General features: G+C 68.2%; 1 protein-coding gene. It reads left to right on the top strand.

Going from position 1 to position 13,451, the window contains the following annotated elements:
* A partial coding sequence (locus ACWCPQ_RS34520; RefSeq protein ID WP_449907224.1) for an amino acid adenylation domain-containing protein occupies positions 1 to 13,451 on the top strand: 13,451 nt, incomplete at both ends.

Genomic DNA, 13,451 nt, shown 5'->3' with positions numbered 1-13,451 from the left:
CGCGCGGGCTGGTTTGACTGCTGAGCGTTTTGTTGCCGATCCGTTCGGTGCGCCGGGGTCGCGGTTGTATCGCACGGGTGACATCGTGCGATGGCGTCGTGATGGTGCCGGTGATCCGGTGGTCGAGTATGTGGGTCGTAACGATTTCCAGGTGAAGGTCCGTGGTTTCCGGATCGAGCTGGGCGAGATCGACGCGGCGCTCAGCGCGCACCAGAGCGTGAACTTCGCGGTGACGACGGGTCATACGAATACCGCCGGTGTGGTGTCCCTGGTCTCGTATGTCGTGGCGACACCGGATCACCTCGTCGACGCAGCCGAATTGCGCGACTTCGTCGGGGAGCGGCTGCCGTCGTACATGGTGCCGGCGTCGGTCATGGTGCTCGACGAGGTCCCGCTGACCCCGGCCGGGAAACTGGACCGTAAGGCATTGCCGGAGCCCGCCTTCGAGGCACGCGAGTTCCGGGCACCCTCGACACCGGTCGAGGTGATCGTGGCCGGCGTCCTCGCCGACCTCCTCGGTGTGGAACAAGTGGGCGTCGACGACGATTTCTTCGCGCTCGGCGGGAACTCGCTGATCGCGACCCAGGTCGTGGCGCGACTGGGCGTGGCACTGAATACACACGTGCCGGTCCGGGAACTGTTCGAGGCATCGGTTGTCGGCACCCTGGCCGCCCGGCTCGAAGAGCAGGTCGGTTCCGGCGGGCGTCCGCCGCTGGTGGCGCAACCCCGGCCCACCCGGGTGTTGCCTTCGGGCGAGGTCGTGGAGCGGATCCCGCTGTCCCTGGCACAGCAGCGGATGTGGTTCCTGAACTGGTTCGATTCCGATTCCAAGGCCTACAACATCCCGATGGTCATCCGATTGACCGGGCAGCTCGACATTCCGGCCATGCGGCAGGCGGTCGGCGACCTGGTTGCGCGGCACGAGGTGCTGCGGACGGTGTACCCGGAGACCGAATCCGGTCCGATGCAGGTGATCCTGCCGGTGTCGGGTGCGGTGCCGGAACTGGATGTGCGGCCGGTGGCCGCGGACGCGGTGGCGGCCACTGTATCCGAGCTGATGGCAGTGACTTTCGATGTCGCCGAGCAGGTGCCGCTGCGGATCACCCTGCTCCGGATCGACGATGTCGCCGCGGCAGACACCGCCGCAGAATACGTACTCGCCGCGGTCGTGCACCACATCGCCGGTGACGGACTGTCGGTGGCGCCGTTGACCCGGGATCTGATGACCGCGTATATCGCGCGGGCGGCCGGCTCGGCCCCGGAGTGGGCCCCGTTGCCGGTCCAGTACGCCGATTACGCGATCTGGCAGCGTGCGTTGCTGGGCGACGAGGACGATCGGGAGTCGCTGGCGGCCCAGCAGATCGCCTACTGGCGGTCGGCGCTGGCCGATATTCCGGATCAGCTGGACCTGCCGGCGGATCATCCGCGCCCGGAGCAGCAGTCCTTCGCCGGTGGTCGCGTGGCGATCAGCGTCGATGCCGAGATCCACGCCGGTCTGCTGCGGTTGGCACGGGAACACGGCACAACCCTGTTCATGGTGGTGCATTCGGCTTGGGCGCTGCTGCTTTCGCGGCTCTCCGGCACCACCGACATCACGATCGGTACGCCGGTCGCCGGTCGTGGCGAGCAGGCGCTCGACGATGTGATCGGTATGTTCGTCAACACCCTGGTGCTGCGGACCCAGGTGGATTCCGGGGCGACCTTCGCGGATCTGCTGGCCCGGCAGCGACAGCTGGATATCGAGGCCTTCGCGCACGCGGATGTGCCGTTCGAGCGGCTGGTGGAGGCACTCGCCCCGGAACGGTCGACGGCGCGCCAGCCCCTGTTCCAGGTCGGGTTCACCTTCCAGAACATGGCGCAGTCGAGTCTGGAACTGCCGGGGTTGACGGTATCGGCTGTCGATGCCGATATCGAGGTCTCGCAGTACGACCTGAACCTCACCATGGGTGAGGTCGACGCCGCCGACGGCATGCGCGAGTCAGGCCCGGAGGCGGTAGCGAAGCGTGACCACGCAGGGCCCTCGCTCCTGCCCGATAGACGCGGTATGGGCGGCTACCTGACCTTCGCCACGGACCTGTTCGAGGCGGAAACCGTCGCGACCTTCGCCGATCGGTTCGTGCGGATTCTGGGTGCGATCGCCGCCGATCCGCAGCTTCCCGTCGGCGATATCGATGTGCTCGGTGATACCGAGCGCTCGAATGTGCTGCGTCATTGGGTGAGTACGGGTGCCGATGCGGGCGCCGGGGTGTTCACCGTCGACGGAGATCCGGTCGACGCGCCGGAATCGACGACGCTCGCGAGCCTCTTCGATGCGGTCGTCGGCGTGCACGGGCAGCGGACCGCGGTGAAGTTCGAATCCGATCAGCTCAGCTATGCCGAGTTGGACCGGCGGGCGAATGTCCTGGCGCGGCGGTTGATCGCCGCGGGGGCCGGCCCGGAATCGCTGGTGGCGGTCTTGTTGCCCCGATCGCTGGATCTGGTGGTGGCACTGCTGGCGGTGATCAAGTCGGGCGCCGGATACGTGCCCGTGGATCCCGACTCGCCGAACGAGCGGATCGCGTACGTGCTCGCCGATGCCCGTCCGGAGGCCGTGATCCTGGATGCCTCGGTGACCGCAGATCTGCCGGCGGACCTGCCGCAGGTGGTGCTGGACGGTTCCGGCGGCGATATCGGCGACGCGCCGATCACCGACGCCGACCGGCTCGCTCCGTTGCGGCCGGACAACACCGCCTATGTCATCTACACCTCCGGTTCGACCGGCCGCCCGAAGGGCGTGGCGGTGGCGCACCGCAATGTGGTGCGGTTGTTCGCCAACACCGATCGCGAGTTCGGTTTCGGACCTGACGATGTGTGGACCCTGTTCCACTCCTACGCGTTCGATTTCTCGGTGTGGGAGCTGTGGGGTCCGCTGCTGTTCGGCGGAACTTCGGTGGTGGTGGATTACTACACGACGCGTTCGCCGGAGCAGTTCCTGGAATTGCTGCGAGCCGAGCGGGTGACGGTACTGAACCAGACTCCCTCGGCGTTCTACCAGCTGGCCGAGGCCGATCGGACCGCGCCCGCCGATGCCGCCCCGCTCGCGCTGCGCTCGGTGATCTTCGGCGGTGAGGCGCTGGAACTGCGGCGTCTCGCCGATTGGATCGCCCGGCACGGGGACGGTACGGCGGGCCGGACCCGCCTGATCGATGGCCGGGAGACGGCGTCGCCGCTCCTGGTGAACATGTACGGCATCACCGAGACCACCGTGCACGTGTCCTATCGCGCGCTGGACGCCGCGGTGGTCGCTGAAGCGGCCGGCAGTGTCGTCGGCCGCGCGCTGGCGGGGCTGAAGACCTATGTGCTGGACGACCGTTTGCAGCCCGTGCCGGTCGGCGTGCCGGGTGAGCTGTACGTATCCGGTGGACAGCTCTCGCGCGGGTATCTGGGCCGGCCGGATCTCTCGGCGGCGCGATTCGTGGCCGATCCGTTCGGTGCGCCCGGCGCGCGCCTGTACCGGTCCGGTGACGTCGCGCGCTGGAATCGTTCCGGTGAACTCGAGTACCTGGGGCGGTCGGACGACCAGGTGAAGATCCGTGGTTTCCGTATCGAGCTCGGTGAGATCGAGGACGCGGTGCTCGCCCTGCCCGGTATCGCACAGGGCGCGGTGATCGTCCGGGAAGATCGCCCCGGCGATCAGCGGATCGTGGCCTATGTGGTGCTCGAACCCGGTACCGAGCTCGATCAGGACGCGGTACGGGACGGCACCGCGGTGCGGTTGCCCGCCTACATGGTTCCCACCGCGGTGGTCGCGCTGGACCGCATTCCGTTGACCATCAACGGGAAACTGGACCGGAAGGCCTTGCCGGAACCCGTTTTCGCCTCCGGTGCGGCGTTCCGTGGTCCGCGTAACCCGATGGAGCAGATCGTCGCCGAGGTGTTCGCCGAGGTGCTCGGGGTGGACCGGGTGGGCGTGGACGATTCGTTCTTCGCCCTCGGCGGCGACAGCATCGTCTCCATCCAGCTGGTGTCCCGGGCGAAAGCGCGCGGGGTCGTGTTCACTCCGCGCCAGGTGTTCGAACAGCGCACAGTGGCCGGACTGGCATCCGTCGCCGAGGTCGGGGAAGCAGCCGAAGGTGTGCTGTCGCTGCCCGAACTGCCCGGTGGCGGGGTCGGTCGTGCGCCGCTCACCTCGATCGCCCGGTTCATGGTCGAACGGCCCGGTTCCTATGGCCGGTACCACCAGCTGGCGACATTGAGCCTGCCGGTCGGCGTCACCCGGGCGACCATCGCCGCGGTGATGCGACCCGTGCTGGACCGGCACGATATGTTGCGGGCGCGGCTGATCTCCGAGAACGGGGAGTGGGTCGTCGAAACGGCCGAGCCCGGTTCGGTCGATGTGGACGCGCTGATCGATCACACGGTGTTCGATGCCACTGCCGACGAGCAGCAGCTCCTCGAAGCGGTTCAGGCCGCTGTCGATTCCACGCTGGACCGGCTCGATCCCGGCGCCGGTGTGGTGGTCCGGTTCGCGTGGCTCGAACCGGACAGTGCCGACCGGGCGGGGTACCTGGTCGTCGTCGCGCATCACCTGGTGGTCGACGGGGTGTCGTGGCGGATTCTGACTCCCGACTTCCTGCTGTCGGCCGGTGCGCACAGTGCCGGGCAGGAGCCGGAACTGTCGGCGCCGAGCACCTCGATGCGGACCTGGGCGCATGCGCTCGAGGAGCATGCGCACAGCCCGGAGCGGGTCGCGGAGCTCGAGTACTGGCAGACCGTGGCCGCGACCGCCGACCCCTTGCTGACCGGCCGTGCGATGGATCCGGTGGTCGATACCGCCGCAGCGGTCGATATCCATTCGGTGGAGGTCTCGCCCGAAGTCACCCAGGCATTGCTCACCACCGTGCCGAAGTTGTTCCACGGTGGCGTGAACGACGGCCTGCTCACCGCACTCGTGCTGGCCACCGCCGCGTGGCGGGCCCGCCGGGCGCCCGCGGCGGCGGACGGCGATCCGGTACTGATCCGGCTCGAAGGGCACGGTCGCGAGGAAGAGGTCGTACCGGGGGCCGATCTGTCCCGCACGGTCGGCTGGTTCACCACCATCTTCCCGGTGCGGTTCGAGCCGGCCGCCGATGCCGAAGACGCGTTCGCCGGCGGCCCGGCCCTGGGCGCGATGCTCAAATCGGTGAAGGAACAGCTGCTCGCGGTGCCGGACAAGGGTATCGGTTACGGCTTGCTGCGCTATATGAACCGCGGGACCGCCGATCAGCTGCCGGTGACACTGCCGGGGCAGGTCAGCTTCAACTATCTGGGCCGCTTCGGCGGGGGCGAGATCGCCGCGGAAATGCGTGATTTCGGTTGGTTCCAGACGAACGATCTGGTTGTCGTCGGCGCCTTCGATACGGATATGCCGGCGATGGCACCGCTGGATATCAATGCCGCTGTCCTCGGCGACAAGCTGACCACGCGGATCGGGTATCCCACCACGCTGCTGACCGCCGATGAGGTCCGCGAGTTCGGTGAACTCTGGGTGCAGGCGCTGGAAGCGGTTGCCCGCCACGTGAATTCCGTCGACGCCGGCGGGCACACCTCGTCCGATTTCGGTCTGGTCGCCCTGTCACAGGCCGATATCGAGGGGATCGAGCAGCGCTTCCCGATGATGGTGACCGATATGTGGTCGCTGTCGTCGATGCAGGCCGGTATGTGGTTCCACGCGCAACTCGCCGCGGAGTCGGTCGACGTCTACACCGCGCAGGTGGTGCTGACGCTGACCGGCCGGGTGGATGCCGACCGCTTGCGGGCGGCGGCGCAGGCACTGCTCGATCGGTACGAGAACCTGCGCACCGCTTTCGTCACCGATCACGAGGGCAACCCGGTACAGGTTGTCCTGCAGGACGTGCCGGTCGACTGGACCGAGCACGACCGCAGCAACACCGGGACGGCCACCGACCTCATCGAGGCGGACCGGTTGCGGCGCTTCGATCTCACCGCGCCGCCGCTGCTCCGGTTCACCCTGATCAAGACCGGTCCGCAGACTTGGCAGTTCGTGGTGTCGAACCATCACATTCTGCTCGACGGCTGGTCCATGCCGTTGCTCATGCGGGATCTGCTCACGTTGTACGCGGTCCGTGCCGATACCGGTGCGCTGCCGATGGTCCATTCCTATCGGGCCTTCCTGGCCTGGGTGAGCCGGCAGGATCGCCGGGTTTCGCTGGAGACCTGGCGGACGGCACTGGCGGAGATCGACGATCCGACACTGCTGGCCGGCCCCGACGCCGCGGGCTCCGCCCACGAGATCACCGCGCTGTCGGGTGAGTACGAGTTCGAGCTCGACCCCGCGACCACCGCCCGGATGACCGCGCTGGCCACCGAGGTCGGTGTCACAGCGAACACGGTGCTGCAGGTGGCGTGGGCGGTACTGCTGGGCCGCCTGACCGGTCGCGACGACGTGGTGTTCGGTGCCACCGTCTCCGGCCGTCCGCCGGAGCTGCCCGGCGTGGAGACCATGGTCGGATTGTTCATCAACACGATCCCGGTGCGGGTGCGGTTCGACCAGAACGAATCCGCGCGGACGCTACTGGCCCGGATCCAGGTCGAGCAGGCCGACCTGCTGGACCACCACTATGTGAGCCTGTCCGATATCCATTCCGCGGCCGGGATGGCGACGCTGTTCGACACCCTGCTGGTGTTCGAGTCGTATCCGGTGGATGCCGAGGGCATCCAGGCGGCTGCCGCCGATATCGACGGGATGACGGTGGCCGGCCTCGACGGTGTCGATGCCACGCACTACCCGCTCACCCTTGTCGCCGCACTCGGCACCACGTTGCGGATCCGGGCCGGGTACCGGCAGGACATGTTCGCCGAGGCCGAGGTGCGGCGGATCGCGGACCGGTTGATCCGGACGCTGGACGGGATCGTCGCCGATCCGTCCGGCGCGGTCGGTGATATCGAGTTGCTCGACTCGTTCGAACGCGAACTGGTGCTGCGGCGCTGGAACGCGACCGACCGGGCGATCGACGCGCGGTTGCTGCTGGACGAGTTCGCCGGAGCGGTCGAGGCGTATCCGGATCGGGTCGCAGTGTCGTTCGAGGGCGCCGAGCTGACCTATGCGGAGTTCGCCGGTCGTGTCAACCGCCTCGCACGGCTGCTGATCTCCGAGGGCGTGGGCCCGGAGTCGCTGGTCGGGCTGGCACTGCGCCGTTCGGTGGATCTGGTGGTGGCCATGTACGCGGTCGTCACCGCCGGTGGTGCGTACGTGCCGGTGGACCCCGAGCATCCGGCGGAGCGGACCGCGTATGTGCTCGAGACCGCGCGACCGGTCTGTGTGCTGACCACGACATCCGATGCCGGTGCCGTCCCGGAGGGGACAGGTGTGCCGGTGCTGGCTGTGGACGAGCTGGAGCTGTCGGGTTACGCCGATGCTCCGGTGACCGATGCTGATCGAGTCGCGCCGTTGCGGGCGTCGAATACGGCGTATGTGATCTTCACGTCGGGTTCGACGGGTCGTCCGAAGGGTGTGGCTGTTTCGCACGGCGCGATCGTGAACCGTCTGGTGTGGATGCAGGCGGAGTACGGGCTGGAAGCCGCTGACGTGGTGTTGCAGAAGACGCCGTCGACGTTCGATGTGTCGGTGTGGGAGTTCTTCTGGCCGTTGCAGGTCGGGGCTCGTCTGGTGGTCGCCAAGCCGGACGGTCATCGGGATCCGGAGTATCTGGCGGAGGTGATCGACACCGAGGGCGTGACCGTGGCGCACTTCGTGCCGTCCATGCTCACGGTGTTCGTGGCCGCGCTGCCGGGTGTGTCCGCCGATTCGAGTGCGGCGCGGTGTGGTTCGTTGCGGTTGGTGTTCTCCTCGGGTGAGGCGTTGGCGCCGAAGCCGGCGCAGCGTCTGCGCGAGCTGACCGGGACGGCTGTGCACAATCTGTACGGTCCGACCGAGGCCGCGGTCGACGTCACCTTCCACGAGGTGACCGATGCGGACACGGTTACGGTGCCGATCGGTGCGCCGGTGTTCAACACGCGGGTGTACGTACTGGACGCGCGGTTGCGGCCGGTGCCGGTGGGTGTCGCGGGTGAGTTGTATCTCGCGGGTGCGCAGTTGGCGCGCGGTTATGTGGCGCGGCCGGATCTGTCGGCTGATCGCTTCGTGGCGAACCCGTTCGACGCCACCGCGCGGATGTATCGCACGGGTGATCTGGTGCGCTGGACGGCGTCGGGTGAGCTGGAGTATCTGGGTCGTACCGATTTCCAGGTGAAGTTGCGCGGTCTGCGGATCGAACTCGGCGAGATCGAAGCCGCACTGCTGGCTCAGCCGCAGGTCGCTCAGGCAGTGGTGACAGTCGCGGTATCGCCGCTGGGCGAACAACTGATCGCCTACGTGGTGCCCACGGCGGGCACGCGGATCGAATCCGCGGAATTGCTCGACGCGGTGCGTGCGGTCCTACCGGCGTACATGGTGCCGGCGACCGCCATGGCACTGGACGAGTTCCCGTTGAACCCGTCCGGGAAGCTGGATCGCAAGGCCCTGCCACAGCCCCGGTTCGAGGCGCAGGAGTTCCGAGCGCCGTCGACCCCGATCGAGGAGATCGTGGCCGATGTCTACGCCGATGTGCTCGGTGCCGAGCGGATCGGCGCCGACGACGACTTCTTCGCCCTCGGTGGCAACTCGCTGATCGCGACCCAGGTCGCGGCGCGACTCGGCCGGGCACTGGATGTCGACGTCCCGGTGCGCATCCTGTTCGAAGCGCCCACCGTGGCCGCCCTGGCCGCGCGTGCGGAACTGCGGTCCGAGGCCGGTGGACGGGCGGCGCTGGTGCCGCAACCACGTCCCACCCAGCAACTCGCGACGGGTGAGCTCGTGGAGCGGGTGCCGCTGTCGCTGGCGCAGCAGCGGATGTGGTTCCTGAACCGGTTCGATCCGGACTCCTTCGTGGACAACATCCCGGTCGCGGTCCGGCTGTCGGGTGACCTCGATACGGCCGCGCTGCGCGCCGCCGTAGCCGATGTACTGGCCCGGCACGAATCGCTGCGGACCTTCTACCCGGAGGTCGGCGGGACTCCGTTCCAGCAGGTGCTGCCGGTGGCCGAGGTGGCACCGGAGTTGGTGCCGGTCGAGGTCACGGCGGCCGATCTGCCCGCACGACTCGCGGAACTGGTGACGGCGGGCTTCGACGTCACTTCGACCGTGCCGTTCCGGGCCCGGCTCTTCCGTACGGCCGCGTCCGAACATGTGCTCGGCTTCGTCGTCCACCACATCTCCGGTGACGGTTTCTCGATGGCGCCGCTGCTCCGCGACGTGGTGACCGCATATATGGCACGCACCGCCGGCGATGCGCCCGGTTGGGCGCCGCTGGAGGTGCAGTACGCCGATTTCGCGCTGTGGCAGCGGCAGGTACTGGGTTCGGAGCACGATCCCGAATCGGTGATCGGCCAGCAGATCTCGTACTGGTCGCAGGAGCTGGCCGGGCTGCCGGATCAGCTGGATCTCCCGGCGGACCGGGCGCGGCCCGCGCTCGCCTCGGGCCGGGGCGCGACCCATAGGTTCGAGATCGACGCCGAAACCCATGCCGGACTCACCGAATTGGCGCGGACCGAAGGCGCGACCCTGTTCATGGCCGTGCACGCGGCGTTCGCGGTACTGCTGTCGCGGTTGTCCGGGGAAACCGATATCGCGATCGGCACCCCGATCGCGGGCCGCGGTGAACGTGCCCTCGACGATCTGATCGGCATGTTCGTCAACACCCTGGTGCTGCGGACGCCGGTCGATTCCGGAGCCGGATTCACCGAGCTGCTGGGTTCGGTGCGCGTGGCCGATATCGCCGCGTTCGGGCATGCCGATCTGCCGTTCGAACGTCTGGTGGAGATCCTCAACCCGGTCCGGTCGCAGGCCCGGCATCCGCTGTTCCAGGTGATGCTGGCGCTGCAGAACACACCGCCGGTGCATGCCGAGCTGTCCGATTTGTCGGTCAGCGCGGTCCAGATGCCACTGGAGACCGCGAAATTCGATCTGCAGCTGGATCTGAGCGAGCGGACCGCGGCGGCGGGGATCGATGCCGTCTTCGTCTATGCGACCGATCTGTTCGACCACGAGACGGTCGAACGCTTCGCCCAGCGTTTCGTCCGGTTGCTCAAGGCCGTGGTCAAGACCCCGGATCGGCCGCTGGGAGATCTGCCGCTGTTGGACGCGCTCGAGGCGTCCGCGGTGCTGCGTGGCGGTTACGGTCCGGAGCATGCCGTCGATCCGGCCGCGACCCTGGCAAGCCTGTTCGCCGACCGGGCCGCGCGCACTCCGGATGCGCCCGCGGTGACGTTCGAGGGGACAGGTCTGTCCTACGCCGAGTTCGCCGGTCGGGTGAACCGCCTGGCGCGGCACCTGATCTCGCTGGGCGTCGGGCCGGATGCTCCGGTGGCGCTGGGGATGCGGCGCTCGGCGGATCTGGTCGTGGCGATGTATGCGGTGGTCACCGCCGGTGGTGCGTATGTGCCGCTGGATCCGGAGCAGCCGGCCGAGCGCATCGACTACATTCTCGCCACCGCGGATCCGGTCTGCGTGCTGACGAGTTCGGCGGACGAATTCACCGCCGCGGATCGTCCGGTGGTGGTCGTCGACGAGCTGGAGCTGTCGGGTTACGCCGATGCTCCGGTGACCGATGCTGATCGAGTCGCGCCGTTGCGGGCGTCGAATACGGCGTATGTGATCTTCACGTCGGGTTCGACGGGTCGTCCGAAGGGTGTGGCTGTTTCGCACGGCGCGATCGTGAACCGTCTGGTGTGGATGCAGGCGGAGTACGGGCTGGAAGCCGCTGACGTGGTGTTGCAGAAGACGCCGTCGACGTTCGATGTGTCGGTGTGGGAGTTCTTCTGGCCGTTGCAGGTCGGGGCTCGTCTGGTGGTCGCGAAGCCGGACGGTCATCGGGATCCGGAGTATCTGGCGGAGGTCATCGACACCGAGGGCGTGACCGTCGCGCACTTCGTGCCGTCCATGCTCACGGTGTTCGTGGCCGCACTGCCCGGCACATCCGCCGATTCGGCCGCCACCCGGTGTGGTTCGTTGCGGTTGGTGTTCTCCTCGGGTGAGGCGTTGGCGCCGAAGCCGGCGCAGCGGTTGCGGGAGTTGACCGGGACGGCTGTGCACAATCTGTACGGTCCGACCGAGGCCGCGGTCGATGTGACGTATCACGAGGTCACGGATGCGGATACGGTGTCGGTGCCGATCGGTGCGCCGGTGTTCAACACGCGTGTGTATGTGCTGGATGCGCGGTTGCGGCCGGTGCCGGTGGGTGTTGCGGGTGAGTTGTATCTGGCGGGTGCGCAGTTGGCGCGTGGGTATGTGGCGCGGCCGGATCTGTCGGCGGATCGTTTTGTCGCCGACCCGTTCGAGATCGCCGAGCGGATGTATCGCACGGGTGATCTGGTGCGCTGGACGGCGTCGGGTGAGCTGGAGTATCTGGGTCGTACCGATTTCCAGGTGAAGTTGCGTGGTCTGCGGATCGAACTCGGCGAGATCGAAGCCGCATTGACCGAGATCGACGAGGTCGCGCAGGCCGTGGTGGTGCTGCGTGGTGACGCGCGCACCGGTGATCAACTGGTCGGCTATGTGGTGCCGGCCGCCGGTGCCGTGGTCGGCAGCGATGCGCTGCGCACCGCCCTGTCGGGCCGGTTGCCGTCGTACATGGTGCCCGCCGCGTTCGTGGTGCTCGACGCCTTCCCGCTGAATGCCAGCGGCAAGCTCGATCGCCGCGCGCTGCCCGAACCCGTTTTCGCGGCCCGGGCGTTCCGGGCGCCGTCGACCCCGATCGAGGAGATCGTGGCGGCGACCTTCGCCGATGTGCTGGATGTGGAGCGCGTCGGCGCGGACGACGACTTCTTCGAGCTGGGCGGTAACTCCCTGGTCGGCATGCAGGTCGCTGCCCGGATCGGTGCCGCGCTCGGTACCCAGGTGCCGGTCCGCGCGCTGTTCGAGGCACCGACCGTGGCCGCGCTGGCCCTGCGGGTGGAGGAGTCCGGGGCCGGGTCCCGGCCGGAACTGGTGGCCGGGCCGCGGCCCGACCAGGTGCCGCTGTCCTACGCGCAGTCGCGGATGTGGTTCCTGAACCAGTACGACACCTCGTCGGCGGCCTACAACCTGCCGATGGCGATCCGCCTCAGCGGTGACCTCGATGTGGCGGCGTTGCGGGCGGCGCTGGGCGATGTGATCGCCCGGCACGAATCGCTGCGGACCCGGTACCCGGAGCAGGGCGGCCGGCCGGTGCAGTTGATCCTGCCGGCCGACCGGGCGGTGCCGGCCCTGGAGCCGGAGCAGGTCTCCGCGGACGAGATGATGGCCGCTGTCACCGAGTTCGCGGCAGCCGGGTTCGACGTGGCCGCCGCCGTGCCGTTGCGGGTCCGCCTCTTCGCCGTCGCGCCCACGGAGTTCGTGCTGGTCGTGGTCGTGCACCACATCTCCGGTGACGGATTCTCGCTGGCGCCGCTCGCGCGTGACGTGATGACCGCGTACGCGGCCCGGGCCCAGGGTGAACGGCCGGGCTGGGAACCGCTGTCGGTGCAGTACGCCGACTACACGCTGTGGCAGCGGCAGGTGCTCGGTGCCGAGGACGATTCGGATTCCGCGCTGGCCCGGCAGACCGAGTTCTGGCAGAACACGCTCGCGGATCTGCCCGACGAACTGGTACTGCCCACCGACCGGCCCCGCCCCGCGGTGGCGTCGCTGCGCGGCGCCCGGGTTCGCGGGGAACTCGACACCGAGCTGGTGCGGGATCTGAACGCGCTGGCGCGCACTCGTGGCGCGTCGATGTTCATGGTCCTGCACGCCGGACTGGCGGCCTTGCTGGCGCGCCTGTCCGGTAGCGGCGATATCGCGATCGGTACGCCGATCGCGGGCCGTGGTGAACAGGCCCTCGACGATCTGGTCGGTATGTTCGTCAACACCCTGGTGCTGCGGACCGAGGTCGGATCGGGCGAGACCTTCAACGCACTGGTGGACCGGGCCCGCCGGGCGGACCTGGACGCGTTCGGCAATGCCGATGTGCCGTTCGAGCGGCTGGTGGATCTGCTGGCGCCGGAGCGTTCGCAGGCCCGCAACCCGCTGTTCCAGGTGGCGCTGTCGTTCCAGAACCAGGAGGCACCGGTTCTGGACCTGGCCGGGCTGACCGTTGCCGGGGTGGAGATCGCCGACGATGTGGCGCGCTTCGACCTCCAGTTCTCGCTGTTCGAAAACGGTTCGGGCGGTATGGAACTGGTGTTGAACTACGCCACCGAACTGTTCGACGAAGCCACCGCGGCCCTGATGATCACCCGGTTCCGGCGGTTGCTGGCCGCGGTGGCCGCCGACCCGGACGTGGTGCTGGGTGACCTCGAACTCCTCGAACCGAGCGAACGCCGCGAGATCTTGTCCCGTTCGGGTGGTCCGGTGGTGCCGGCTTCGACGTTGCCGGAGTTGCTGGCTGCGGCGGTGGCGGTGGATCCGTCGGCGCCTG

The sequence above is a fragment of the Nocardia sp. NPDC001965 genome, assembly GCF_053594175.1.
The sequence above is the reverse complement of the archived record's forward strand: the minus strand, read 5'-3'. Positions and strand labels throughout refer to the sequence as shown.